This window comes from Flavobacterium sp. TR2 (assembly GCF_025252405.1).
Lineage (GTDB): Bacteria > Bacteroidota > Bacteroidia > Flavobacteriales > Flavobacteriaceae > Flavobacterium.
Genome location: NZ_CP104307.1, coordinates 4,622,509 through 4,646,507, shown reverse-complemented (window position 1 = coordinate 4,646,507; position 23,999 = coordinate 4,622,509). Strand labels below are relative to the sequence as shown.

General features: G+C 34.6%; 29 protein-coding genes. 3 read left to right on the top strand and 26 right to left on the bottom strand.

The window, feature by feature from the left end; all coding sequences use genetic code 11:
- Positions 1-74: 74 nt before the first annotated feature.
- The 6 genes from N4T20_RS19835 to N4T20_RS19810 all read right to left on the bottom strand — a co-directional run bounded on the left by N4T20_RS19835 (position 75) and on the right by N4T20_RS19810 (position 6,381).
- Positions 75-1,403 (bottom strand): aldehyde dehydrogenase, encoded by a 1,329-nt coding sequence (locus N4T20_RS19835; RefSeq protein ID WP_260670792.1) that lies wholly within the window; start codon positions 1,401-1,403, stop codon positions 75-77.
- Positions 1,404-1,478: 75 nt separating this feature from the next.
- Positions 1,479-2,168 carry an RluA family pseudouridine synthase gene (locus N4T20_RS19830; protein WP_260670791.1) on the bottom strand — a complete coding sequence of 230 codons (690 nt, stop codon included), beginning with the start codon at positions 2,166-2,168 and terminating at the stop codon, positions 1,479-1,481.
- 56 nt (positions 2,169-2,224) lie between these two features.
- Positions 2,225-2,575 (bottom strand): four helix bundle protein, encoded by a 351-nt coding sequence (locus N4T20_RS19825; protein ID WP_260670790.1) that lies wholly within the window; start codon positions 2,573-2,575, stop codon positions 2,225-2,227.
- Between the two features lie 137 nt (positions 2,576-2,712).
- Complete coding sequence (gene panB, locus N4T20_RS19820) at positions 2,713-3,531, bottom strand: 3-methyl-2-oxobutanoate hydroxymethyltransferase (RefSeq protein ID WP_260670789.1); 819 nt, start codon at positions 3,529-3,531, stop codon at positions 2,713-2,715.
- A 51-nt stretch (positions 3,532-3,582) separates the two neighbouring features.
- Complete coding sequence (locus N4T20_RS19815; protein WP_260670788.1) at positions 3,583-4,776, bottom strand: SH3 domain-containing protein; 1,194 nt, start codon at positions 4,774-4,776, stop codon at positions 3,583-3,585.
- 177 nt (positions 4,777-4,953) lie between these two features.
- The gene (locus N4T20_RS19810; RefSeq protein WP_260670787.1) at positions 4,954-6,381 is read right to left on the bottom strand and encodes an L-serine ammonia-lyase; all 1,428 of its coding nucleotides are present in this window, start codon (positions 6,379-6,381) and stop codon (positions 4,954-4,956) included.
- Between the two features lie 294 nt (positions 6,382-6,675).
- Between N4T20_RS19810 and N4T20_RS19805 the strand changes: the two genes are divergently transcribed.
- From N4T20_RS19805 to N4T20_RS19795, 3 genes are read left to right on the top strand one after another with little or no spacing between them, the layout of a single operon-like run.
- Positions 6,676-8,823 (top strand): cation:proton antiporter, encoded by a 2,148-nt coding sequence (locus N4T20_RS19805; protein ID WP_260670786.1) that lies wholly within the window; start codon positions 6,676-6,678, stop codon positions 8,821-8,823.
- A 15-nt stretch (positions 8,824-8,838) separates the two neighbouring features.
- Complete coding sequence (locus N4T20_RS19800; protein WP_260670785.1) at positions 8,839-9,270, top strand: SMI1/KNR4 family protein; 432 nt, start codon at positions 8,839-8,841, stop codon at positions 9,268-9,270.
- A gap of 12 nt (positions 9,271-9,282) precedes the next feature.
- Entirely contained in the window at positions 9,283-9,645 is a 363-nt protein-coding gene (locus tag N4T20_RS19795) for a glyoxalase (RefSeq protein ID WP_260670784.1), read from the top strand.
- A 98-nt stretch (positions 9,646-9,743) separates the two neighbouring features.
- Here N4T20_RS19795 and N4T20_RS19790 read toward each other — a convergent pair whose 3' ends face one another.
- The 20 genes from N4T20_RS19790 to N4T20_RS19695 all read right to left on the bottom strand — a co-directional run bounded on the left by N4T20_RS19790 (position 9,744) and on the right by N4T20_RS19695 (position 23,995).
- Positions 9,744-10,427 carry a 2'-5' RNA ligase family protein gene (locus N4T20_RS19790; protein ID WP_260670783.1) on the bottom strand — a complete coding sequence of 228 codons (684 nt, stop codon included), beginning with the start codon at positions 10,425-10,427 and terminating at the stop codon, positions 9,744-9,746.
- 6 nt (positions 10,428-10,433) lie between these two features.
- Positions 10,434-10,802 (bottom strand): iron chaperone, encoded by a 369-nt coding sequence (locus N4T20_RS19785; RefSeq protein WP_260670782.1) that lies wholly within the window; start codon positions 10,800-10,802, stop codon positions 10,434-10,436.
- A gap of 1,148 nt (positions 10,803-11,950) precedes the next feature.
- A complete protein-coding gene (locus N4T20_RS19780; RefSeq protein ID WP_260670781.1) occupies positions 11,951-12,418 on the bottom strand; it encodes an SRPBCC family protein in 468 nt (155 codons plus the stop codon).
- A gap of 110 nt (positions 12,419-12,528) precedes the next feature.
- Entirely contained in the window at positions 12,529-13,182 is a 654-nt protein-coding gene (locus tag N4T20_RS19775) for a porin family protein (RefSeq protein ID WP_260670780.1), read from the bottom strand.
- A gap of 61 nt (positions 13,183-13,243) precedes the next feature.
- The gene (locus tag N4T20_RS19770) at positions 13,244-13,825 is read right to left on the bottom strand and encodes a TIGR00730 family Rossman fold protein (protein ID WP_260670779.1); all 582 of its coding nucleotides are present in this window, start codon (positions 13,823-13,825) and stop codon (positions 13,244-13,246) included.
- A 75-nt stretch (positions 13,826-13,900) separates the two neighbouring features.
- On the bottom strand, positions 13,901-14,437 hold the full coding sequence (locus N4T20_RS19765; RefSeq protein ID WP_260670778.1) for a GNAT family N-acetyltransferase: 537 nt from the start codon (positions 14,435-14,437) through the stop codon (positions 13,901-13,903).
- 128 nt (positions 14,438-14,565) lie between these two features.
- Positions 14,566-15,690 (bottom strand): lactonase family protein, encoded by a 1,125-nt coding sequence (locus N4T20_RS19760; RefSeq protein ID WP_260670777.1) that lies wholly within the window; start codon positions 15,688-15,690, stop codon positions 14,566-14,568.
- A 22-nt stretch (positions 15,691-15,712) separates the two neighbouring features.
- On the bottom strand, positions 15,713-16,243 hold the full coding sequence (locus tag N4T20_RS19755; protein WP_260670776.1) for a GNAT family N-acetyltransferase: 531 nt from the start codon (positions 16,241-16,243) through the stop codon (positions 15,713-15,715).
- A gap of 209 nt (positions 16,244-16,452) precedes the next feature.
- A complete protein-coding gene (locus N4T20_RS19750) occupies positions 16,453-17,556 on the bottom strand; it encodes an MBL fold metallo-hydrolase (protein ID WP_260670775.1) in 1,104 nt (367 codons plus the stop codon).
- A 1-nt stretch (position 17,557) separates the two neighbouring features.
- A complete protein-coding gene (locus tag N4T20_RS19745) occupies positions 17,558-17,980 on the bottom strand; it encodes a DUF1801 domain-containing protein (RefSeq protein ID WP_260670774.1) in 423 nt (140 codons plus the stop codon).
- Positions 17,981-17,986: 6 nt separating this feature from the next.
- A complete protein-coding gene (locus N4T20_RS19740; protein ID WP_260670773.1) occupies positions 17,987-19,027 on the bottom strand; it encodes a serine hydrolase domain-containing protein in 1,041 nt (346 codons plus the stop codon).
- 138 nt (positions 19,028-19,165) lie between these two features.
- Positions 19,166-19,534, bottom strand: coding sequence for a nuclear transport factor 2 family protein (locus N4T20_RS19735; protein WP_260670772.1), 369 nt, complete (start codon positions 19,532-19,534; stop codon positions 19,166-19,168).
- Positions 19,535-19,613: 79 nt separating this feature from the next.
- The gene (locus N4T20_RS19730; protein ID WP_260670771.1) at positions 19,614-19,826 is read right to left on the bottom strand and encodes an ArsR family transcriptional regulator; all 213 of its coding nucleotides are present in this window, start codon (positions 19,824-19,826) and stop codon (positions 19,614-19,616) included.
- Positions 19,827-19,830: 4 nt separating this feature from the next.
- Complete coding sequence (locus N4T20_RS19725) at positions 19,831-20,247, bottom strand: hypothetical protein (RefSeq protein ID WP_260670770.1); 417 nt, start codon at positions 20,245-20,247, stop codon at positions 19,831-19,833.
- Positions 20,248-20,282: 35 nt separating this feature from the next.
- Entirely contained in the window at positions 20,283-20,771 is a 489-nt protein-coding gene (locus N4T20_RS19720; RefSeq protein WP_260670769.1) for an SRPBCC family protein, read from the bottom strand.
- 155 nt (positions 20,772-20,926) lie between these two features.
- The gene (locus N4T20_RS19715; RefSeq protein ID WP_260670768.1) at positions 20,927-21,520 is read right to left on the bottom strand and encodes an NAD(P)H-dependent oxidoreductase; all 594 of its coding nucleotides are present in this window, start codon (positions 21,518-21,520) and stop codon (positions 20,927-20,929) included.
- A gap of 62 nt (positions 21,521-21,582) precedes the next feature.
- On the bottom strand, positions 21,583-21,789 hold the full coding sequence (locus tag N4T20_RS19710; protein WP_008468622.1) for a helix-turn-helix domain-containing protein: 207 nt from the start codon (positions 21,787-21,789) through the stop codon (positions 21,583-21,585).
- Positions 21,790-21,799: 10 nt separating this feature from the next.
- Entirely contained in the window at positions 21,800-22,342 is a 543-nt protein-coding gene (locus N4T20_RS19705; protein ID WP_260670767.1) for a DUF2975 domain-containing protein, read from the bottom strand.
- A gap of 136 nt (positions 22,343-22,478) precedes the next feature.
- Positions 22,479-23,159 (bottom strand): DUF4919 domain-containing protein, encoded by a 681-nt coding sequence (locus tag N4T20_RS19700; protein ID WP_260670766.1) that lies wholly within the window; start codon positions 23,157-23,159, stop codon positions 22,479-22,481.
- Positions 23,160-23,323: 164 nt separating this feature from the next.
- Positions 23,324-23,995, bottom strand: a complete 672-nt coding sequence (locus N4T20_RS19695) for a DUF2625 domain-containing protein (RefSeq protein ID WP_313771879.1) — start codon at positions 23,993-23,995, stop codon at positions 23,324-23,326.
- Between the last annotated feature and the right edge of the window lie 4 nt (positions 23,996-23,999).

Below are 23,999 nucleotides of genomic sequence, written 5' to 3'. Positions count from 1 at the left end.
TTGACGTAAATATAATATTTTTAATCAATACCATATAAAAATCTACAAAACATTCCGAAATGTTTTTAACTGATTTATAACCAGTCTAAAATTCGTTTTATGGAGGCCAATTTGTCTTTATATGGAGCATATCGCATAGGCAGATCAAGCCAATTTCCTTTTTTTACAATCGCTTTATGATGGGAAAATGTATCGAAACTGCGTTTGCCGTGATAAGCCCCGATTCCGCTATGTCCGACGCCGCCAAAGGGAAGCCTTTTATTAGAAAAATGAATAACCGTATCGTTTATGCATCCGCCTCCAAAGGAGTATTTCGAAATTAATTTCTTCGCGAATGCATTATTTTCGCTAAAAATATAAAATGAAAGAGGTTTCTCATATCGGCTGACGATCTTTTCGATGTCATTTTCATTTTCGTAAATAAGAATCGGCAGAATAGGGCCAAAGATTTCTTCTTTCATAACCGGGCTATCCAAATCTGGCTCTTCGAGAAGGGTTGGTGCAATATAAAGTTTGTTGGCATCGCTTTCTCCTCCAAACAAAATATGTTCGTCATGAATCATATTGGTTAAGCGATACCAGTTTTTTGTATTTATAATTCTTGCAAAATCAGGTGATTTATCAATTTTCTTTCCGTAAGCTTTAATGATTTCTTCAATTAAATAAGAAATGAAATTGACCTTCATGTTTTTCTGGATCAGAATATAATCGGGGGCAATGCAAGTTTGGCCAGCATTAATGAATTTTCCCCAGACAATTCGTTTTGCCGCTAGTTTTAAGTTGGCAGTTTCATCAATAATGCAAGGGTTTTTTCCGCCTAATTCGAGTGTGACCGGAGTTAAATGTTCTGCGGCCGCTTTTGCAACAATTTTACCGACTGCAACGCTTCCGGTAAAAAAGATGTAGTCCCAACGCTGTGCCAGCAATTTATTCGAAACTTCGACACCGCCTTCATACACTTCGACATGATTGACATGAAATGTTTTTTCTATGATCTTCGCAATTATTGCAGAGGTATGAGGCGTAAGTTCAGATGGTTTTAAGACAACCCTGTTTCCTGCAGCAACTGCGGCAACAAGAGGGCATAAAGCAAGCTGAAAAGGATAATTCCAAGGAGCAATAATCAGTACATCGCCATAAGGTTCTTTATAAAGGTAGTCGCTAGAAGGAAAGTTAAGCAGTGATGGAAAAACGCGTTTAGGTTTTGCCCATTTATTCATGTTTTTTATAACATCTTTAAGTTCTGAAATGACGTAATTGGTTTCGGTCAAAACAGCCTCGAACTCAGGTTTTTTAAAGTCATCGTATAAAGCTTTTACGATTAAATCTTCACTTTTCTGAATATTATACAATAACTTTTTTAGAGTTTCCTTTCGATATCTGATATTGCTTTTATAATCCATTTTCTGGTTAGCTTGAATTTTCCCTATGCAAGTTAATTGATAAAATTTAAAAATTTAACAATTAAATCATAAAAATCATACAGCATTCCAAATCGGATCATCTGGAGTAGGAGCAATAATGGTAATGTTTTCTTTAGAAACAGGATGTACAAAAGTTAGTTTTCTGGCATGAAGATGAATTCCTCCATCTGGATTGCTTCTGTCTGCGCCATATTTTAAGTCTCCTTTTATCGGTGAACCAATTGCACTTAACTGGGCACGAATCTGATGATGCCGCCCAGTATGTAAATTGATTTCCAATGCCGTATAATTTTGAAGTTCTTTAATTATGGCATAATCTAAACTTGCTAATTTGCTGTCGGGAACTTCTTTTAAATGCGCTTTTGAAGTATTGTTTTTTTCGTTTCGTTTTAAATAATGAACCAGTTTCGATTTTGCTTCCTTTGGTTTGTTTTTGACAACAGCCCAATATGTCTTTTTAGTTTCGCGATTGCTAAACAGTTCATTCATTCGCGATAAAGCTTTGCTTGTTCGGGCAAAAACTACGATTCCAGTTGTAGGCCGGTCCAAACGATGAATAACACCTAAGAAAACATCACCAGGTTTGTTGTACTTTTCTTTGATGTATTCTCTCACAACATCAGAAAGAGGTTTGTCGCCAGTTTTATCTCCCTGCACAATATCGCCTACACGCTTATTGACCACAATGATGTGATTGTCTTCATGAAGAATTTGCAGATTGTTTTTGTTGGAAAGGATTTTCATATTAGACTTGCTTAGATTTTAGACTTGCTTAGACTTCTTAGATTTTGACTGATTTTTTACAATAATGTCGCTCTAAATCGGGATGTCATTTTAGTGATTTCTTCCAATAGATTAATTAATTCAATTGTACTTTCTTCGTTTATAAACCCTAAATCAGAAGAAATTAATAGCTGTGTTTCAACTTCATATGCTGACTCAATAGCAATTTCTAAAAATCGAGCAAAATCTTTGTTTGAATTTCTTGAAGAACCCTCTGCAATATTTGAAGGAATTGATACTGCCGCTCTTCTTAATTGATTAATTATTCCGAATTTTTCTTCGCTAGGAAATGTGGCTGTTATAGAATAAATTTTAGAACAAAATGATCTGCTTTTCTTCCAAATCAAGAGCTCTTTAAATTGATGCATGGCTTAAATTGTTGATAGTTTTCAGAAATAGCTCAAGATTTCAAAAATTAGACTTCTTAAAATTTACGCAATTAAACAAAATTTAAGTGTAATTTCTAAGAAGTCTAAGTATGTCTAAAATCTAAGCCAGTCTGATTTTAGTACTGTTCACTAGCATTTGGAAAATCGCTAGACTTGACATCTGCAGCATATTGTCCGATTGCTTTTGTCATTTCTTCGTAAAGATTTAAGTAGCGGCGTAAGAAACGCGGACTGAATTCATTGTTCATTCCCAGCATATCGTGGATTACTAAAACCTGACCGTCAACACCGCCACCAGCGCCAATTCCGATGACAGGAATAGAAATGCTTTCTGCCACTTTTTTAGCAAGTGCTGCAGGAATTTTTTCCAAAACAACTGCAAAACAGCCTACTTTTTCAAGCATTTGAGCATCTTCAATTAATTTTTCCGCTTCCTCTTCCTCTTTGGCGCGAACAGTATAAGTACCGAATTTATAGATTGATTGAGGAGTTAGGCCCAAATGCCCCATAACAGGAATTCCGGCGTTTAATATTTTTTTGATAGACTCTTTAATTTCTTTTCCGCCTTCAAGTTTTACAGCGTGTGCACCGCTTTCTTTCATGATTCTGATAGAAGAACGTAAAGCTTCTTTTGAATCTGATTGATAACTTCCAAAAGGCAAGTCAACTACAACCAAACCTCTTTCTACAGCACGAACTACAGAAGAAGCGTGATAAATCATCTGATCTAAAGTAATTGGCAGCGTTGTTTCGTGACCAGCCATTACATTTGATGCCGAATCGCCAACTAAAATTACATCGACACCAGCAGTATCAACAATTTTAGCCATTGTATAATCATACGCAGTCAGCATAGAGATTTTTTCTCCATTGCTTTTCATTTCAATTAATGACTTTGTTGTGATTCTTTTATAATCTTTTTTTGCTACTGACATTTTATTGTTTTTTTGATATTGTAAAAGTATTGAATAATTGTAGAATGGGTATCAGCAATAATAGAATATTTCGACAGAAAATAGTTTTCCGTCTTTAAATTCTAATCGGAATTGACTGTCTTCCATTATGATACTGTAAAAATGAGGCGATTTTAGTGAAGCTTCAATATACGTTCCATATTTTTCAATGAAAGCTTTTTCAGACAGCGTATGGTCTAAAATAGCGCTGGAATTTATAATGAATTTATTGTTTTCGTTGATGAAGACTTTGATGATTTCTCCCTGATTCTGTTTTTCATCCACAGAAACTTCCAAATCTGGATAGTAATAAAATAAATCGCTTAAATAAATGCCGCATTCATCTGAAATGCGAGCTTTTTTGGTTGGATTTCCCATTGTTTTAATCAAGTCGGTTTGGGAAATGGTGACCGATTTTGTTTTAAAGCCTTTTAGAGAATAATGAGATTTTTGACTGAATGCAATAATCTGTTCCGACAGTTTATGATTGGCTAAACCTTTGGCTAAAGTCATATTCAGTTCAGTTTCAGAAAGCAATTTAGGATCGTTGAGCTGTTTTATGACTTCGTAATATCGCTGATAGGCTGGAATTAGTTTAGCATAATCGCTGTTCCAAGCCAGTTCCACAATTCTTTCGCTAACAGTTTTGCGATCATTAAGCGCGCTTGCATCCAGTTTGTCGAAATCTTTTAATAATGAATCAAAGTTTGGTCTCGGGCCAAGAAATTTTCTAAGCGTAAATTTAGAATACTCTTCATTAAAGCTTCCGTTGATATTTACCCATTCGTCAGGATTTATTGGGAGATAATTTACTGGGACAGGGTCTCCTGTAAATAGAATTTCTCTAATTTTTGAAGTTTTATCAGGCAAAGCTCTTGCTTTCAGCCCAGCAGCAAGAACAAAAAGATGATTGCCACCATAATAAGCATCGCCACCTTCAAGAATAGGGTTTTTAGGATCTTTAACTTTTACATCTTTTGCATTCAGGCTTTTGGCAATGTATTTTTCTTGAATATATCCTTCGTTAAAATTATCAGCCTGTATTCTGTACCAGCCATTCTGATTTTCAGATAGCAAGCGAACTTCGGCACCATATTTAAAATAGCCTAAAAAATCAGCAGATGCATTAGGAGAAGTAAAAAGTCTTGTGTCTGAATTTAGAAAATAACGTTCTTGAGAATGCAGTAGAATGGAGCAGAAAAAGAGTAAGAAGTAAAGTTTTTTCATGAATGTTTCTAGGTTTTTTGCCACAGATTAAAAGGATTAAAATGATTTTTCCACGCAGATTTGGCAGATTCTAGCAGATTGAAATAAAAAATTTGCGAATATCTGCTTAAATCTTTTTAAATCTGCGTGAAATAAAAAATCTGTGTGAATCCTTTTAATCGGTGGCAAACAAAAATTTTAGCAATCAGCCATGTTTACGGCAACTGCTAGACCTCCTTCAGAAGTTTCTTTGTATTTTGAATTCATATCTTTTGCCGTTTCCCACATTGTGTTGATCACTTTGTCTAAAGGAACTTTAGCATTTTTAGAATCTGTTTCTAGAGCCAATTCGGCAGCGTTTATTGCTTTTATGGCGCCCATTGTATTTCTTTCGATGCACGGAATTTGAACCAGACCGCCAATAGGATCGCAAGTTAAGCCCAAATGATGCTCCATTGCGATTTCTGCCGCCATTAAAACCTGAGCAGGAGTTCCGCCCATCAATTCGCATAAAGCGCCCGCTGCCATCGCAGAAGAAACGCCAATTTCAGCCTGACATCCGCCCATTGCAGCAGAAATAGTAGATCCTTTTTTGAAGATACTTCCAATTTCACCCGCAACCATCAAAAATTGTTTGATTTCTTTTTCGCCTGCGCTATGGTTTTCAATCACCATATAATACATTAAAACGGCTGGAATTACTCCAGAACTTCCATTTGTAGGCGCAGTAACCACACGGCCAAGAGAAGCATTTACTTCATTTACGGCAAGTGCAAAACAGCTAACCCATTTTAAAATCTGGCGAAATTTAACTTCGGTTTTTCTAATTTCTTCCAGCCAGCTTTGAGGGTCTGTATAATTTGATAGTCCAATTAGATTTTGGTGCATATCAAAAGCCCTTCTTCGCACATGAAGCCCTCCAGGAAGAATACCTTCAGAGTGACAGCCAATGTACATACATTCCAGCATTGTATTCCAGATACGCATTAATTCGGAATGCACTTCAGCTTCCGGACGCATCGAAATTTCATTCTGATATACAATTTCAGAAATCGATTTGTTTTCAGAAATCGTATAATTCAATAATTCAGCTGCGTTTTGAATCGGGTAAGGAAATGCACATTTTATAGCCTTTTTTTCTTTGGCATTGGTACGTTCTTCTTTTACGACAAAACCGCCTCCGATAGAATAAAAAGTAGATGCATATTCAGAATCATCTGCTTTATAAGCCGTAAATTTTAATCCGTTGGCGTGAAAAGGAAGAAAATCTTTGTTGAAGACAATGTCTTGAAGAAAAAAGAACGGAATCACTTTTTGGTTGCCCAAATTGATTTCGTTTGTAGTTTCGATTTTTTTTATGATTCCTGCGATGTCTTCAACAGGAATATATTCAGGATCTTGTCCGCTCAATCCGAGCATAACGGCAAGATCTGTTGCGTGGCCTTTTCCAGTTAAAGAAAGTGAGCCATATAAGTCGACTTTTACTCTCGTAATGTCGTCTAAAATTGCTTCGTCTTTGAGCTCTTCAAGAAAACGTTCGGCAGCGCGCCAAGGACCTAAAGTATGTGAGCTTGAAGGGCCAACGCCAATTTTAAGCATATCAAAAACAGAGATACATTCTTCCATTGTTCAATTTTTATTAAGACAAAGATAATCGAATAATGCAATTATGATTATTTTTGACTGTTAATCTTGCGTATTTGTTAAAAATTATATTAAAATTTAATAATTCGATAACGAAATAAATTTAAAGTCTTAATATGCACTTTACGTAAAAAGTTCACTATTTTTCGGTATTTTTGTAAATGAACGAGTTGTTAAAATACTCGATTCTTCAATATTAATACTTCATGGATTTTGTTTTAATTCTGAAAAATGTCTTTTACAAATTATAATACCATAAGAAGATAAAGTTACCATATGATAGAATTTTTCAGACATCTATTACAAGAATTCGAATTACCATTAAGCAACCCCGTATTGATTTTTTCATTAATACTTTTTATAATTCTGCTTTCGCCAATTTTACTTAAAAAGATTAATATACCAGGAATTATCGGGCTTATTATTTCAGGGGTTATCATTGGACCGCATGGTTTAAATATTCTTGCCAAAAACTCAGCAGTCGATCTCTTTTCAACGATTGGACTTTTATACATTATGTTTATTGCAGGGTTAGAGTTGGATATGAATGAGTTTAAAGCCAACAGAAATAAAAGTTTGCTCTTTGGTTTTTTTACATTCATTCTGCCGCTTTCTATTGGTTTTCCAGTCTGTTTTTATTTGCTGCAATACGATTTTAATGCCAGCTTCTTAACTGCCAGTATGTTTGCGACTCACACGTTGGTTGCATATCCGATTGTGAGCAAATTGGGAATTGCCAAAAATCAAGCAGTTGCCATTACGGTTGGAGGGACAATTTTGACCGATACAGCGGTTTTGATTATTCTTGCCGTAATTATGGGAAGTGCTCAAGGGAGTTTAAATCAGGCTTTTTGGATCAAATTGACAATTTCGCTGGCTATATTTTCTGCCATCATGTTTTTGCTTATTCCAAGAGTAGCCAAATGGTTCTTCAAGAAACTGGAAAGTGAAAAACACGCCCATTACATTTTTGTGCTTTCTGTGGTCTTCTTTGCAGCCTTTTTGGCCGAAGTGGCAGGAGTCGAGCCTATTATTGGAGCGTTCGTTGCCGGTTTGGCGCTTAATCCTTTAATTCCGCATTCTTCAGCCTTAATGAATAGAATTGAGTTTATTGGAAATTCGTTATTCATTCCGTTTTTCTTGATTTCTGTTGGAATGTTGGTTGATGTAAGCGTTATTTTGAGCGGACCAACTGCTTTGATCGTAGCGGGAACTTTGAGTGTTGTGGCAATATTCGGAAAATGGATTGCGGCATTTTTTACTCAAATTGTATTTAAATATACCAGAACCGAAAGACAGCTTATTTTTGGGTTGAGCAGCGCGCACGCGGCAGCAACTCTGGCAGTAATTTTGGTAGGATTTAAAGCTAAAATTTTAGACGAAAATATCTTAAATGGAACCATTATTCTAATTCTGATTACGTGTATTGTGGCTTCGTTTGCGACTGAAAAAGCAGCAAAAAAAATTGCAATCTGCGAAGAAGAGTTTTCTCATGAAGATGCTGGAAGAGACCAAATTTTAGACGAACATATTCTTATTCCGCTGGCTAAAACTTCTGCCGCAGCAAGTTTATTAGACTTTGCACTTTTGATAAAAGATAAAAAATCATCTAATCCAATTACTTTATTGACGATTGTTCCCAACAATAGTCAGGCAGAAAAGAACATTTTGAAATACAGAAAAGCGGCTGATAAATTTGTTATTCAAGGTTCGGCTTCAGAAGTTAAAATCAATACCATTGCCAGAATCGATCACAATCCTGCGAGCGGAATTGCCAGAACTTCAAAAGAAATTATGTCGGACATTGTGATTGTCGGATGGCCAAGAAAAACTGGGTTTATTGATAAAATCTTTGGAGAGAATGTAGATTCAATAATTAACAATGTTGATAAAAATTTGTTTATCTGTAGATTTCAGAAAAATTTTATCGAAGAAAAAAAGCTCGTTTTTATTTGCCCGCCATTTTCTGAAAGAGGTGTTGGATTTCATTTACTGCTCCAGAAAATATGCCGTTTATCGCAAGAATTGAGTATTCCAATTGTAATTTATGCCGAATATAAAAGCTACGAAATTATTCAGCAGATTGCTAACAATTTGAAATTAAATGCCAAATTAGGATTTAAAAATGTTTCGGATTGGGAAGATTTTGAAAGCATCTCAGACGAAATAAAAACAACAGATTTAGTAGTTTTCAATCTTTCTAGAAAAGGCTCTGTTTCTTATCAGTCCATTTTTGATAAACTGCCGCAGAAATTTGAAAAATACTTCAACGATAACAATGTGATTCTCGTTTATCCGCAAGACGATAGAAAAGAAAGTTCAATGGACGCTTACGAAGATTTTACATCATCGCCTTTGGCAAAAGGAATCGAAGCCATAGAACAGATTGGACGTGGTTTGGGAAGTATTTTAAAGAAAGGATAACTTATTTATTGCTTTATGACAGAAGAATTAGAAGAAATTTTTAGGAAGCACGATTTTCCAAAAAGGGATGAGAATTCTTCAATGAAAATTGAAAGCATTCAAGAGCATTTAAAATTTGATCTTCCAGAAGATTATGTTTATTATCTTGAGAATTACTTAGGAATTGACCAGTTTATAGGAGTTGAGTTTATAAAGCTTTGGAGTTTGGAAGAAATTATTGATGCAAATTTAGAATATCATATTTTTGAAAAATTACCCCAAACACTTGCTATTGGCACAAACGGAAGCGGCGAGTTTATTGGAGTTGAATTTGATGATGATGATACGGTAAAGATTATTCTTTCTCCCTTTATTGATTTAAATGCTAAATATCATGTCGAAATTGGAAAATCATTTACAGATTTTCTTGTTCGGTTAGATAAGGGAGTTGAATGGTTCCAAGATTAAAAAACAAGTAATATGAATCACAAAATCAAATCAATCAGGCCTTTTATTGGAGCGAAAAATTTCGAAATCTCGAGAAGCTTTTATCGCGATTTAGGATTTGAAGAAGGTGTTTTAGAATCTAATTTTTCAGTTTTTAAATCAGAAGAAATTGCTTTTTATCTTCAAGACTATTACGATAAAAACTGGATTGAAAACACCATGATTTTTGTAGAAGTCGATGATGTTGAACGTTATTACAGCGAGCTTTTGGCTTTGAATCTTCCCGAAAAATATGAAGGAGTAAAATTAACTCCGATCAAATATTTAGATTGGGGAAGCGAATGTTTCCTGCACGATCCTTCTGGAATTTTATGGCATTTTGGGAAGTTCAAATAAGACAGAATTCTTTTTTGCCACTAATTTTACAAATTTCCGCGAATTTATTTTGCTTTTTATTTTACTTGATAATTAGTGGAAATTTGCAGCAAAAAAAATCAACGCAATCCAAAATCACCCAAAACACGTGTTGTATTTTTTCGCTGATACCAGTCATTATAAACCAATTCTAAATTTTTGACTTCAAATGTTCCAAAATCGTAATCGCGGAATTTTTCTGCAATTTCAATTAATTTCTTAGGGTTTTGAAGCTTTTCCTGAAAACGCATTACAGTTGAATGCGCAGTAGAAATTTCATAGCGACTGTCTATAGATTGCTGCAATCCCGATTTTTTAAAATTTTCGCGAAGTCTATTTCTAAGATTATTTAAGGTTTCATCGCTTGGAAATCCCTGAATCATAATTGCTGAAGGAGAAACGGTTATGCCTTGGTAATGAATTTTGATTTTATCCACTTCAACAAGACTTCTGCAGATGACTTCAATATATTCGTTTGGAGAAATCTGATTCAAAGTAAAGTTTTCTGAGCAAGAAATAATCGACATTACTGTAATATGAATATCTGAATCTGGATAAAAATACTGCTCAGGTTCAGCTTTTTTCAATTCGTTGATAAATGTTTGGATATTGGCTATAATTTCATCGTTTGGACGAATAAGCAGCGTGATTCCAAAGCGGGAATCGGATTCGTTTTTAAGTTCAGAATCGATCGCGTATTTTCCTGCTGAAATGATTTCAGAAGATGTTTTATAAAGCTGATTGTAATGTTCGGTTAAATTCATTGCTGTTTATTTCTTTTTCGCTTTTTCCAGATTTTCTTTGACTCTAAATTTTACAATTTTCGTAATGAGATCATATGGCATTGGATCTTTCAAAGGAAATTGCACAGAACCTTTCCCTGATTTATACTTAGAAAGTTCAGTAGCAAAAGCTTCGTGCCCAGAAGGCAGCGCGTAAAGTCCGATATGGTTTTTAAAGGCCGCAAAATAAACAACAATTCCGTTCTGATCAAAAGCGGGCATCGAATAGCTAATTTTTTCCTTAGCATCGGGAGCCGCTTTCTGAATTGTCATGCGAACTTTCTCTAAAACTTCCTGAACATCATTCGGAAATCCGCCAATGTATTCGTCTATGTTTTCGGGTTTTTTAACGTCCATTATCTTTTGTTTTTGTTGTTTCAGGTTTAACGTTTCAAGTTGCCTTCTTTTTTGGGGTAATTTTTTAACGCAGAGCTCGCTAAGAAAATTTAATGTGCTTTAAAAAGCTTAGCGAACTTTGCGTAATCCTTTGTGCACTTTGCGGTTAGAATTTTAACGCAAAGTACGCTAAGGTATTTTAATAGCGAGACGTATCGAAATCTATATTTTAAGTTCGCAAAGCTTTGTCTGCAAAGCTTTATCTAAACAAAGCTTAGTGAACTTTTCATTTTAATGATTCTCAAAAAAGCTTAGCGAACTTTGCGTAATCCTTTGTGCACTTTGCGGTTAGAATTTTAACGCAAAGTACGCTAAGGTATTTCAATAGCGAGACGTATCGAAATCTATATTTTAAGTTCGCAAAGCTTTGTCTGCAAAGCTTTATCTACGCAAAGCTTAGTGAACTTTTCATTTTAATGATTCTCAAAAAAGCTTAGCGAACTTTGCGTAATCCTTTGTGCACTTTGCGGTTAGAATTTTAACGCAAAGTACGCTAAGGTATTTCAATAGCGAGACGTATCGAAATTTATATTTTAAGTTCGCAAAGCTTTGTCTGCAAGTCTTTATCTAAACAAAGCTTAGTGAACTTTTCATTTTAATGATTCTCAAAAAAAGCTTAGCGAACTTTGCGTAAACCTTTGCGATCTTTGCGGTTAGAATTTTAACGCAAAGTACGCTAAAGTATTTTAATAGCGAGACGTATCGAAATCTATATTTTAAGTTCGCAAAGCTTTGTCTGCAAGCCTTTATCTACGCAAAGCTTAGTGAACTTTTCATTTTAATGATTCTCAAAAAAGCTTAGCGAACTTTGCGTAATACTTTGCGATCTTTGCGGTTAGAATTTTAACGCAAAGTACGCTAAGGTATTTCAATAGCGAGACGTATCGAAATCTTTATTTTAAGTAAACAAAGCTTTGAGAACTTTTCATTTTAATGATTCTCAAAAAAAGCTTGGCGAACTTTGCGTAATCCTTTGTGCACTTTGCGGTTAAAAAATTAACGCAAAGTACGCTAAGGTATTTTTAATTGCTAGACTTAGCAAACTTTGCGCAACTCTTTGCAATCTTTGCGGTAAAAAAGAACACACAGATTTTTGCGTTTAAATAATATTAAGCAAGACCTTTTGGAAAACGATCCAAGACCAGATTCAATCTTAAATTATGCTCCAAATAAGCTTTTGCTCCTGCTAAGACCAAAGTAAAACCTTCGGTTGAATTGCGAACCTGATCGATTATTTTATCGGTGTCACCCTGAAAACCAGAATTGGTGATGCTTACAAAAGTTTCATTTTCGTTCAACGGACTAAAAACCCATTCGACTAAAGTAATTTCGTCTGGATTTCCCCATTCTATGACAATCTTTTTATTTTCTTGTAAAACAAGCGTTGTAACCGAAAGTGAAAAACCATACATTTCCCAAGTCCATTCGGTTTTTTGGTTTTCTTCTAATTTTCCCGATCCTTTTGTAAACCAAAATTTACTGGTTATCTGAGGATCAATAAAAGCCTGAAAAACTTCTGAAACAGGTTTCCGAATCAGCATTTCGGCTTTTGCAAATTTGTTATTTTCCGTTTTCATTTTTTTTAGGTTAGAGGTAGTTTGTTAGAAGTTTAAAAGTATGTTTTTAAATGATTTACTTTTAAACTTCTAATTTAGGAATTCAGATATTAATATGTGCTAAAATTTAATTAAAATGTAAATCCAGCGATTAAATTAAGAGAATTTGTTTTCATTGATTCATCAGTTGGCATTGCAGGTTTAGCAATGTCTGTTAAGCCTAAATTTTCTCGTAATTCAATATAAATATTATGGTTGTCATTTAGTTTAAATTCTTTTCCAAATCCAGCGGAAATTCCAAAATCCATTGATTTTCGATATTTTGTATCTTCCAAATTCTCATCTTGTTGACCAGAAGTTTCATATTTCCAACCAGATTTAAGCAAATAACCTAAATAAGGGCCTCCATTAATATAAAAACTTTTATTACGGGTAAAACTGAATTTTAACATTATCGGAAGTGTGATATAATTCAAATAATTGGTGGCTTTAATGTTATAACGGCTATTTGGGATTTCCAAAGTATTAACCTCTCCTTTTGAAACTTGTGTTTTTCTGTCGTAGTCCAAATCTGCTTTTAAAGATAGGCTTTCATTTAGTTTGTATTGAAATGAAACTCCAAATAAATAAGAAAAGCCAGGGTCTTCATCTAAAAAAGGTTCATAGCCTCTAAAACTTGAGTAAGTTAATCCTGCTTGCACTCCAAATTTTATTTTTGATTCTTGTGCGGTAGTTTTGAATGTGATTAAGGCAATAGTAAAAAGTAGTAATGTAATTTTTTTCATTTGATAGCAGTCTGATTAATTTTGAAGGGCGAATATATGTAATTAGCTTTTGCGATTGTAATTAAACGTTCTTTTTATCAATCCATTTTCCAACGGTTGGAGCAACATAATTTTTCATCTTTTGCAGCAAATCATCGATATTATCGCTAACTAAAAGCATTTCTCGATTGATTTCTTTTAGCAGTCCTTTTTCTGTCATGGTTTGCAGTAAAGTTATCAAAGCATCATAAAAACCGTTTATGTTTAAGATACCTATTGGTTTTTTGTGCAGTCCTAATTGTGCCCAAGTCAGCATTTCGAAAAGTTCTTCCAGCGTTCCAAAACCACCAGGAAGTGCAATAACACCATCGCATAAATCGTTCATTTTGGTTTTTCTTTCGTGCATACTTTCCACCAAAATTAATTCGGTTAAGTGCAGATGCGCAATTTCCTTAGATCGTAGAAAGTTGGGAAGAACGCCAATCACTTTTCCGCCGGCATTTAAGGCTCCGTCTGCTACTGCGCCCATTAAGCCTACATTTGCACCTCCGTAAACCAATTCAATATTTTGTTCTGCTAAGGTTTTTCCCAAAGCTATTGCTTGTTCTTCGTAAATTTTTTCAGTGCCAAAACTAGAAGCGCAGAAAACGGTTATTCTTTTCATTTTTTTGTTTTTTTTGACAAGATGAAAGAAGCAAAAAGCAAAAAGCAAGACGATTTTTCTCTTGCTTCTTCCTTCTTATTTCAAGTCTCTGTTTTTCTTCAATTCATATTCAAAATACGGCACTTCTGTACCATTAACAGTAAATAACAGTTCATTTACTTTTTCTGCACCCAGTTTTAGAACGGCTTTTTGAGAACGGAAATTTTCTGATCCGACATGAAAAAGCACCGAATTAACGTGCTGGAAAGCATAATCCATCATTAGTTGTTTGTTTGATTTATTGTAGGATCCGCCCCAATATTTTCTTGTAATAAAAGTATATCCAATACCAACGCTCGATCTTTCGGGATTGTAGTCGTAAAAACTAGTTGTTCCCATAACTTCATTGGTTTGTTTATCAAGAATTAAGAAAGGGCTTTTGGTAAGTATCATTTCAAAAAAAGTTTTAAAACCCTCTTTTGTATGTCGGTCTTTTGCAGGATTCTGCTCCCAAATTAAGGGGTCTGAAGCTGCTTCAAACAATGCGTCAAAATGTTTTTCTTCTAACGGGATTAATTTTGAGATTTCGTTTTCTAAGAAATCTGGCTGTAAATTGAAGTTTGATATTTCCATTTTTTTTTGTTTTTAGAATGGTTAATTTTTATTCCATTCGGTTTTTCGTTTTTAATCTTTGTCGATTCAATAGCAATCCTTCGACTTCGCTCAGTTTTAATCGGCAAAATCTGCGTGCAACAGAAAAATTAAATCTGTTTGATCTGCACGCACGAAACATTTTGCATTTTAATCTGTTTGCCTACTTTTTTTAGTAATCCAGTTTCCGGATTTCTTTTAAAAACAATAACATTCCCAGTTATAACATTTGAAGCTACTAAAAACTTTCCGCTATCATCAATAGCAAAAATACGCGGGTGCTTTCCTAAAGTTGACTGATAACCAATGTTTTTGAGATGTCCATTTTCATCAATCGAGAAAATGGCGATGTTGTTTTCTTTGCCGCGGTTTGTGGCATAAAGAAATTTTCCATCAGGGGAGATGTGAATATCAGAACTTTCAAAACCTTCTTTTATTGTGTCTGGATGGGCGGCAATGCGCTGAATTTTGTTTAAAGTGCCATTTTCATAATTATAAACGCTTATCTGTCCTGCCATTTCTTCAATGCAATAGACCCATTTTTGATTGGGATGAAAAGTAAAATGTCTTGGTCCAGCTTCTAAATCGGTTTTTGTAAATGGATTTTTAGTTTCTGCCAAAGGTTTTTTCTGATTTTCATCAAAAGCATAACAGCGAATTTTATCTGCTCCTAAATCGGGTAAAAACAAATAATCGCCTTGTGGCGAAAATACGGCTGAGTGCACATGAGATTTGGTTTGCCTTTCTTTATTTATGCTTCCATCTGCATATTGAAAATTCTGTGCAATCGAATCGATTTTGCCGTTTTCCAAAAGCGGATAAACCGAAACGCTCCCTTCTGTATAATTAGCATTGGCAAGCCATTTTCCGTTTTTATGAACGCTTACGTACACAGGATTTTCTCCACCGCTTCTTTGGCTGTTTAGAAAAGTCAAAGTTTTTGCTGACGGATTAAATTCAAAACTGCTCACGCTTCCTGCATTTGGCGTTTTGGTATCAGTACAGGCATAAACGTATTTGCCGTTTGGAGAAACCGTCAGAAAGGAAGGATTCACAATGTTTTTTGCCGAGGTAAATTTAGTCAGTTTTCCGCTCAATGTATCCAATTGGTAAACCTGAATTGCTTCTGCTGTTTTATCGCGATTATAAGATCCCAAAAAGACGTAAGTGTTTTGAGAAAATACATTGAATGTGAAGAGAAATGTTAGAGTTAGGTAGGTTAGTTTTTGTTTCAAAGCTTTTAGTTATTTGTTTCGATTACGAAATAATCTTTAGTCTAAATCCGAAAACAGGCAGTTCTCCTTGCATAAAGTCTAAATCTTCAGATCTTTTAAATCCTAGATTTTCATACATTTTCCAAGCTGTTTTCATTGCTAAAGTCGAATGGATAATGAGCTGGTTTTGATTGTTTTCGGTTGCTTTTTTAATGCATTCTTGAGTTAGCAGTTTTCCTATGCCTTTTCCGCGCGCATTAGGATCAACGCCCAATAATCTAAATCCGGCAACATTTTTTTCCTGTGTTGCAGAGCCTCCAGAACCATAATATTGCATATCGTTAAAAAAGACAACCGCTCCAAGAATCGTATTGTTCTCATCAACAGCTGCTAGAATCTCAGTCTCGCTATGATTGGTGAAATTTCCAATATTGGCCAGCATTTTATAATAATTGGGCTGTTCATTTTCTTTTGGAAAGCCTTCCAATTGTGAATAAACCCGAATTAAAAGCCTGCCAATCTCTTCAAATTCTGAAGGAAAAGCATTTCGGATAATATAGTTTGAGGTATTCATTTTTTTTAAAGTTTGTTTTAGGTTTCTCCCGAAGCTTCGGGATCAAGTTTCAGGTTTTTCCGCGTTATCAGGCAGAGCGCCCTTCGACTTCGCTCAGGGAGACATCGTGTAAAATTGTGATTCGGTTTAGAATTCACAATTCACAATTCACAATTCACAATTCACAATTCACAATTCACAATTTACAATTTACAATTTACAATTTACAATTAATTAACCCCTTTCCACCATTGTTTAAATTCTTGTTTATCATTTTTCAGTTCAACCATTTCGCCAATCATTGGGGTAATTAGCGGAATAGGATTTTCTGATAAACTATTCAATTCTGTTACTTTTATTAAAGGTTCGTCCCAAGAATGGAGCGACAACGAAAATTTAGAAGAATGTACAGGAAATACTCTTTTGGCTTTGAGTTCTTTCATGGCTTTTATGACATCTTCTGGCATATTATGAATGTATTTCCATTTTTCATTGTATTGGCCATTGTCAAGCAGGGCAATGTCAAACGGGCCATATTTTTCGCCAATTTCTGCAAAATGCGAATCATAGCCGCTGTCTCCGCCCAAATAAATTTTAAAATCGGCGGTTTCGAGAATAAAGGAAGTCCAAAGCGTATTGCATCTTTTGAAACTTCTGCCCGAAAAATGACGAGAAGGAGCAGTGTGGATGGTTATATTTTCATCTAATTTGATCGTGCTGTACCAGTCTTTTTCTATAATTTTTTCTGACGGAAATCCCCAAAATTCCAAATGCGAACCTACGCCAAGTGCCGTGATTATTTTTTTAATTTTTGGTTTTAGTTTTAAAATTGTATCGTAATCCAAATGATCGTAATGATCGTGCGTAATCAATAAATAATCAATTTCTGGAAGATCGTCGGCCGTATAAATGTCAGATCCTTTAAACGATTTTGTTGTGCCGGGAATAGGAGAGGTGTTACCGCTGAAAACGGGATCAATTAAAAAACGTTTTCCTTCCAGCTGAATAAAATAAGAAGAATGCCCAAACCAAACCAAAATATCTTTATCTAAAGGAAGCTCCAATAAATTGGTTTTTACAGACGGAATCAAATCGGTTGGAATTTTTCGATCTACTTTTTTAAAGAAAAATTCAAACAAAACTCCAGCCATACTTGCTCCTTCGGCAAGATCTGGCGTAAAACTCTGATTTTCGAATTTTCCGTTTTTGTACTGAGGAGAGTTTTGAATTTGAGCAAGTCTTTCGCCAGAAGGCGCTTTTCCAAATTTTGGATGCTGAAGAAAGCTATAAACGATAATGGCTATTAATGCGATCAGGATTAAGAATGTAATCATTTTATTTTGAGGGATATAATTTTTGGGTATATTTTATAGAAAGTAAAATTATTTCTTTTAAAGTTTCGATATCAATATCAGCCAGTTTTTTAATGTAAATGCAAGCTTTTGAAGAAGTGTGTTTTCCTAACTGAGATAAAAGCGCTTCTCTTTTTTCTTCTGGAAGGTAAAAATAAACGGTCATTGCGGCTTTTCTTGGCGAAAAACCAGCAAGCGGTGCATCTCCTTCATGTCCGCTTCCATATTTATAATGGTAAGTTCCAAAGCCAATAATGCTTGGACCCCACATTTTGGGTTCAAAACCTGTTATTTCCTGCATGATTTTCAGAAGTTCAAAAGCATCATTTCTTTTTCCTTCACTTTCAACAGCGTTAATAAAATCAGTAACGTTATTTTGAGTTTCTGTGGTTTTATTTTTGGCCATTTCGGTTTACTTTTTATTTAATAAGCTACTTTTCAAAAGGACATTTTTGATTTTAAATTCAGATGCATAAAACAAATTCGAATCTTCTGGCATCTGATTTTCCATAACAATCAGACTCACGTCACTTTGTGGGAAATACAAATTTACAGAAGAAAATCCATCTCCTAAACCTGTATGGCCGAGATATTTAACAGGTTCGTTCTCGATAACTCTAATCCCGTATCCATAACCGTCTTTTTCTTTTCCGAAGAAATTATGCTGAGACAGAATGGTGTTTTGGGTTAATAGCTTGTACGATTCTGGTTTGAGGATTTTTCCTTTGTGAAGATTGTTATTCCAAATCGCTAAATCTGATGCAGTCGAAATAATTCCATCTGCCCCAAGGCTTTCATCGTTAATTTGTCTGGCTGTAATAGGTTCCAGTCCATTTTTTGAATTGAAATATCCTGTTGCAAGATTTTGAGCGTTATTTTCAGAATAACAAAGAGTATGATTCATTTTTAGTCTCTTGAAAAGTGATTCGGCAACTTCTCTATAGCTTTTTTTAGTGCTGAATGCTACAATTTTGGCAACCAAATTAAAACTTAGATTTCCATATTTAAATTGCGTTCCAGGTTTAAAATCCAATGGTTTTTGTAAATCGACAATTCCATGCGAATGGTTTAAAAGCTGATGAACCGTAACAGAATCTGCCCAAGTTTGAGTAAGTTCTGGCAAGTATTTTTTGATTGGAGCATTCAGATCAACTTTTCCTTTTTCAACTTCCAATAAAAGCAATGTTGCAGCAATTAATTTGCTGTTTGACATGATTTCAAACTGAGTATCCATTTTTAAAGGCTTTTTTGTCTCGAAGTTTGAAAAACCTACAGCTTTTGAATACAACGCTTTTCCGTTTTGCGAAATTAAAACCACGCCATTAAACTTAGGATTTGAATTTTGAAGTATACTGTCAATGCTTTTTTTGTAATCATCGTTTTTTTGAGCTGATGAATGGCAAGAAGCAAAGAGTAAAACGAATAAGAAGGAAATTTTGGTAATGAAGTTCATTGAGGGATAATTGTGAATTGTAAAATGTTATCTGTAAAATGTAAAATATGAATTGTTATTTGTTAAATGTGAAATGTTGCCGTATGACTTAGCCGTTATTTTTGAATTAATAATTAACCATTTACAATTCACAATTATCTAAAACATTCCATTTTCGTTAATCGAATCTTTAGGAACAGGCTGGCCTAAATCCCAAAGTTCGATGATTTTGTCTGATTCAAATTTGAGAATATGCACGACGGCAAAACCTATGTCTGATCGCGTTTGTTTGAGATGCGAATGTACGGCAACCAAATTTTTGTCTTCTAAAATATGATGGATCTTAAAAAGTTTATTCGGATTTGTTCTGGCAGACTCTTCCATAGCAAGCATCAATGTTTCAGCATCGCCTTTGAAATAGGCATTATGATGTTTGAAATTCTTTCCCACATATAACCGAAAAGCTTCATGAGAATGTCCGTTGGCTGCCAGTTTCAGGAAGTTTTTAGCGATTTCTTTCTTAGTCATGATTCAGGATTTAAAAACAAACTAAGTTATGAAATAAAGTGCTACGAATTTTGCAGAAAATGAAAGGGAATTTATAAAATTAAATGGTTTCAGATTTTATTTTACTGAGGTCTACGCCGAGTTTGGCAAATTCTTTTTCTCCCAATTCGGTAATGTAAAAGTGCTTATCTGAAGGGGCATTTTTAGCAATCCAATTTTTTTCAGCAAACGTTTCCAGAAGTAGTTCGCCGAGTTTGCCGCCAATATGGCTGTAGCATTTTTTGGCAGGTTTGATAGTGTTTTTGGTATCCATTTTTTTAGATTTTCTTTTTTACGGCAATTTTACAAGCCAGATAAGCCATTGGCAAATAGGCAAAAACTAAATCTGCAATGCTAAACCAAGTTGGAGACGGAAGTGTGAAAACCATTGTGATGCCGCCAAACAAAAAGAAGGCTCCAATAATAAAAGCCAGTTTTGTTTTATGAGTAGCCGCAGACAATGCAGTTGTGAGTGCTCCTGCAAACGTCCCAATGGCATGAGCTAAAAAGGGAAATAGAAAATGCTTTGGCTCGAATAAATGCATGGTTGCCTGTAGACCTTCTGTAGTGGTAACATCAGCGCCATTTGGGGGCGGAATTATAGAACCGCTTACTAAAATGATACTCATATTGACAATGCTTCCGATGACAAGACCTGCAATTACGGCCAAAGTATTTCTAAAAAAAGGGTTCATAATTTTCGTTTTTTATTTTAACGAATTTATGAAATTTATTCTTTTGATGATAATGCTCTTTCGGTTTCTATTTGAGGTTTTCCGGTTGCATTAGGCTGTCCTTTTCCAGTTTCTATTAATTTTTTTAAACTGTTCTCAATATAATTCGACCAGCCTTTCGTGCACACGTCAAAACATTCGTATTCTGGAACCAGACCAACGTGTGTAAAAGTGAGTTTTGTCTTATGGTCTTCTTTTGAAATGTCAAAAACGGCTGTTGTGTTGGTCCATTCAGTATCGTCTTCGGTAAAACTGAAATAGTTTTCCTCAATTAGCCAGACTATTTTCTGATTCGGAATTACTTCTGTCAGCTTAACTTTACAGCGATGAACATCTTCATAGTGGTATTTAAATTCGTCGCCTTCATTTGCTGTTTTTCCTTCAATTTCTTCAGACCACCAGCCTTTAACGTTTTGTATGGCTTTAAAAACTTCTTCTGGAGATTGATCGACAATTATGGTTGTGGTAAAATCTTTAGTTTTCATAATTAACTGACTTTTAAATTAGTAATGTAAAAGTACAATCTAAAAATCAATTGGTTAAGGTGCTTAAAAGACAATTTTAAGGTGTGTTTCAGACAGATTCTTATATTTCAGATTTTATATTTCAGATTTTAGATTTTAGATTTTAGAATGTGGGTTTATAGGATTGCCTTGATTTTTTTTGGGATTTTACTGATGAGTTCAAAATGTTTTGCCATTACGTTTTCAAGTTCTAATGTTCCGCCTAGAATAATCATTTCTTTGTGTGTAAAACGTTTTCCAAGTCTGTCTTCAAGCATGATTTTTTCCATGCTTTGTGCGATTTCAATTTCTTGTAAAAACTCATTTGGATGTCCTGCAGTGCAAATTACAAGTCCATACGGAATGGTTTTCATTTTTCTTGAAGTTTCATTTTGCCCGTAGGCATAGCCAACAGAATAAACTCGGTCAAACCAGCCTTTTAGTTTTGCAGGACAGTCGCTCCACCAAACCGGATAGAGAAAAATAATGCAATCTGCTTTTTCTATTTTTTCCTGTTCGGCTAAAACATCGGCAGGAAGATGAAGCTGTGTTTTAGCAAAACCTTCGCGTTCATATTCCGTCTCAGACATATCGCTCACAAAATGCGATGCGTATAAATCGGAGATTTCTACATTCCAGTTTTCATTATTCAGAGTTAATTTTAATCTTTCCAAAACCTGAAAAGTGTACGATTTTTTGCTCGGATGCGCGTAAACGATTAGAATATTCATTTTTGGATTTTTTAAATATTAACTATTTAGAAATCAGATCTAATTTGAACTAAAAATACAAATTAATCTTCAGAAAATTCTAAAATATCGCCTGGCTGGCAATCCAAAACTTTGCAGATAGCTTCTAGCGTGCTGAAACGGATTGCTTTTGCTTTGCCTGTTTTTAAAATGGAAAGGTTTGATAATGTTAAGTCTACTTTTTCTGAGAGTTCGTTTAATGACATTTTTCTCTTTGCCATCATGACGTCTAAATTTACTATAATGGGCATAATTTTTCGTTTAAATGGTTAAATCAATTTCAGACTGCATTTCGATTCCTCTTTTAAAAACCTGTCCAATTACAAACATCACAATTGCCATAAAAATCCAAATGCTGTGTCCTTCTAGATTCAGCAATTCTAATGAAGGAAGTTTTACGCCTTTAAGAGTCAGCCAGCTATTGAATTTGAAAGCCCAATACGAAAACAATCCAATTCCGAAGGCGAGATAAGAAAGATAAGAGATAAATTGTCCAGTTTCTGGGGTAAAAGGCTGCTGCATATTTAATTTTTTTTCGTGCAGCATTTTTACAATCAGATAAAACATAATCGCTTTTAGTATTGCCACAATGCTGATAAAACATATTTCTTGAATATAATGGCTTGGTTTGTAATTGTATAAGTCAATTAAACCAAGAAAATGGGCATTATAGGAATTTATGGTTATGGTATAAATTCCGTTAAAAAGATACATTCCGGCTTCTACGCATAAGCCGACAAAAATAATCCATGATAAAATATTGAGGATTTTTAGAATCTGCGGTGTTCCAATTTTAATTTCCATGATATTCTAGATTAGAAGTTATGCTGCTAAAATAATAAAAATTTATTGATAAACAATAAATAAATAGTTTTTATCAAAAAAAAAGCTTCAGCATTACAATCTGCTGAAGCTATGTTTTTCTTTTTTTATAATCTTGTTATCGAAGCATTTTCTTCTCGTTTTCGAGCATTTTTTCAATGTTGAAATAAATCCCGTCCACGTTGTAAACCCCTTTTTCGAAGCTTAAATAATCGCAATTATCAACCAGTGACTGTCCTTTCGATTCAATTTCAAAAAGGTTAAGCAATATGTATTCGTGATCGACCATTATGACATGAAAACCAGTTTCGCATTTTTTTCCGTCGCCAGAAGAGAGAATTACATTCATGATGCTATGAAATTTGAAAGAGGCAATTTTTGCGGCAGTTTCGTCACCTTTTAAGTGATAAATATACGCCAGATAGTTAAGCTGTCGCAAGTCAAATGGGAAGTCGCGTAAAGAATTATTGGCCAGTTTTATGATTTCATCGTAATCTGAAGTTTCTAGTTTTTCTTTTGCATAATAAGTGCGAAGTTTTTCATCCTCAGGAGATGTCCAAAAAGCATTGTATTTGGGTTGAAAAATATAGCCTAAATATAAATGGCGGTATTCATCATGCGTTAAAAGTGTATCATTTTTTACAAGTCTTTCCATTAATTTCGGATAAAAGAATTTGGAATTTTTATCACCGATTTCTTTTTCGATTGCTTTATAGTCAGGTTTTGTAAAGCCTATATCTTGGGCATTTAACTGAATTCCGAAACAAAAAATGAGGACAGCAAAAAAAGTTTTTAGCATGATCTGGAAGGTTTTAGGTTATGGTCTTACTAAAATACAAATTATTTTAAAGCAAAAGGTTCTTGTAAAATCCTGAACGGAGGGCTATTATTTTGCTTCATCTGCTATGCATAAGCTAAAGATCAATTAATTTTTGAAAATTAGCTTATTATGTATTTTTTTGTTTATTGCTGAATCTGTTTTCTTAGATCTAAATTGAGATTGTATTGTTCTTCAACAGGAATAATTTTTCTTTGCACTTTGTTGATGTCGCTTCCGTCTTCTGTCCAAAGAAAAGGGTAAAAATTAAAGACTTGATCTCCTTGTAGCGCAACGACTTCTTTTTTCCAATCTTCCCAGCGGCTGCCTGCATAATATTTGTCGAGATCGTTGTTAAAGCAGAATTCCAGAAATTGGGAATAGGTAATATCCAGAGGTTCAAATTCTAAATTATCGGGAGCGAAATAATATATTTTGCCAAGATCTGTTCCAAACGCACCTCCGTTTAATAAATAAAAACCGCCCAAAGCATCATCGGCAATTAAAAGATAAGAAGGAGTTTCTCCAAATTCTTTAAACGATTTTCCCTTGTTCCAATCGGGAAGGCTGCGGTTTAGTTTGGCGCTTCCGGAGCCAAGAATTCTAATCCAGCCATTATCGACTAGAATGCCTCCGGTTTTGTATACAATTGCGCCCATTGGCGAACTGGTAGTTACTTGGGTATGGTACAAAGCGTCTTTTGCTTTTTGAGGATCTGCAGGAAGAATTTCGACTTTATTTTTAGCAGAAGCTGTCCATTCTTTTATTAATTTCCATCCAGAATCATTCTGATCGATAAGTTCGTTTATTGGTCGCATTTTT

What these genes read in the sequence shown, in the direction of transcription:
- N4T20_RS19835 (WP_260670792.1), bottom strand. Translation starts at nt 1,403, where the DNA reads ATGGATTATAAAAGCAATATCAGATATCGAAAGGAAACTCTAAAAAAG.
- N4T20_RS19830 (WP_260670791.1), bottom strand. Translation starts at nt 2,168, where the DNA reads ATGAAAATCCTTTCCAACAAAAACAATCTGCAAATTCTTCATGAAGAC.
- N4T20_RS19825 (WP_260670790.1), bottom strand. Translation starts at nt 2,575, where the DNA reads ATGCATCAATTTAAAGAGCTCTTGATTTGGAAGAAAAGCAGATCATTT.
- panB (WP_260670789.1), bottom strand. Translation starts at nt 3,531, where the DNA reads ATGTCAGTAGCAAAAAAAGATTATAAAAGAATCACAACAAAGTCATTA.
- N4T20_RS19815 (WP_260670788.1), bottom strand. Translation starts at nt 4,776, where the DNA reads ATGAAAAAACTTTACTTCTTACTCTTTTTCTGCTCCATTCTACTGCAT.
- N4T20_RS19810 (WP_260670787.1), bottom strand. Translation starts at nt 6,381, where the DNA reads ATGGAAGAATGTATCTCTGTTTTTGATATGCTTAAAATTGGCGTTGGC.
- N4T20_RS19805 (WP_260670786.1), top strand. Translation starts at nt 6,676, where the DNA reads ATGATAGAATTTTTCAGACATCTATTACAAGAATTCGAATTACCATTA.
- N4T20_RS19800 (WP_260670785.1), top strand. Translation starts at nt 8,839, where the DNA reads ATGACAGAAGAATTAGAAGAAATTTTTAGGAAGCACGATTTTCCAAAA.
- N4T20_RS19795 (WP_260670784.1), top strand. Translation starts at nt 9,283, where the DNA reads ATGAATCACAAAATCAAATCAATCAGGCCTTTTATTGGAGCGAAAAAT.
- N4T20_RS19790 (WP_260670783.1), bottom strand. Translation starts at nt 10,427, where the DNA reads ATGAATTTAACCGAACATTACAATCAGCTTTATAAAACATCTTCTGAA.
- N4T20_RS19785 (WP_260670782.1), bottom strand. Translation starts at nt 10,802, where the DNA reads ATGGACGTTAAAAAACCCGAAAACATAGACGAATACATTGGCGGATTT.
- N4T20_RS19780 (WP_260670781.1), bottom strand. Translation starts at nt 12,418, where the DNA reads ATGAAAACGGAAAATAACAAATTTGCAAAAGCCGAAATGCTGATTCGG.
- N4T20_RS19775 (WP_260670780.1), bottom strand. Translation starts at nt 13,182, where the DNA reads ATGAAAAAAATTACATTACTACTTTTTACTATTGCCTTAATCACATTC.
- N4T20_RS19770 (WP_260670779.1), bottom strand. Translation starts at nt 13,825, where the DNA reads ATGAAAAGAATAACCGTTTTCTGCGCTTCTAGTTTTGGCACTGAAAAA.
- N4T20_RS19765 (WP_260670778.1), bottom strand. Translation starts at nt 14,437, where the DNA reads ATGGAAATATCAAACTTCAATTTACAGCCAGATTTCTTAGAAAACGAA.
- N4T20_RS19755 (WP_260670776.1), bottom strand. Translation starts at nt 16,243, where the DNA reads ATGAATACCTCAAACTATATTATCCGAAATGCTTTTCCTTCAGAATTT.
- N4T20_RS19750 (WP_260670775.1), bottom strand. Translation starts at nt 17,556, where the DNA reads ATGATTACATTCTTAATCCTGATCGCATTAATAGCCATTATCGTTTAT.
- N4T20_RS19745 (WP_260670774.1), bottom strand. Translation starts at nt 17,980, where the DNA reads ATGGCCAAAAATAAAACCACAGAAACTCAAAATAACGTTACTGATTTT.
- N4T20_RS19740 (WP_260670773.1), bottom strand. Translation starts at nt 19,027, where the DNA reads ATGAACTTCATTACCAAAATTTCCTTCTTATTCGTTTTACTCTTTGCT.
- N4T20_RS19735 (WP_260670772.1), bottom strand. Translation starts at nt 19,534, where the DNA reads ATGACTAAGAAAGAAATCGCTAAAAACTTCCTGAAACTGGCAGCCAAC.
- N4T20_RS19730 (WP_260670771.1), bottom strand. Translation starts at nt 19,826, where the DNA reads ATGGATACCAAAAACACTATCAAACCTGCCAAAAAATGCTACAGCCAT.
- N4T20_RS19725 (WP_260670770.1), bottom strand. Translation starts at nt 20,247, where the DNA reads ATGAACCCTTTTTTTAGAAATACTTTGGCCGTAATTGCAGGTCTTGTC.
- N4T20_RS19720 (WP_260670769.1), bottom strand. Translation starts at nt 20,771, where the DNA reads ATGAAAACTAAAGATTTTACCACAACCATAATTGTCGATCAATCTCCA.
- N4T20_RS19715 (WP_260670768.1), bottom strand. Translation starts at nt 21,520, where the DNA reads ATGAATATTCTAATCGTTTACGCGCATCCGAGCAAAAAATCGTACACT.
- N4T20_RS19710 (WP_008468622.1), bottom strand. Translation starts at nt 21,789, where the DNA reads ATGCCCATTATAGTAAATTTAGACGTCATGATGGCAAAGAGAAAAATG.
- N4T20_RS19705 (WP_260670767.1), bottom strand. Translation starts at nt 22,342, where the DNA reads ATGGAAATTAAAATTGGAACACCGCAGATTCTAAAAATCCTCAATATT.
- N4T20_RS19700 (WP_260670766.1), bottom strand. Translation starts at nt 23,159, where the DNA reads ATGCTAAAAACTTTTTTTGCTGTCCTCATTTTTTGTTTCGGAATTCAG.
- N4T20_RS19695 (WP_313771879.1), bottom strand. Translation starts at nt 23,995, where the DNA reads ATGCGACCAATAAACGAACTTATCGATCAGAATGATTCTGGATGGAAA.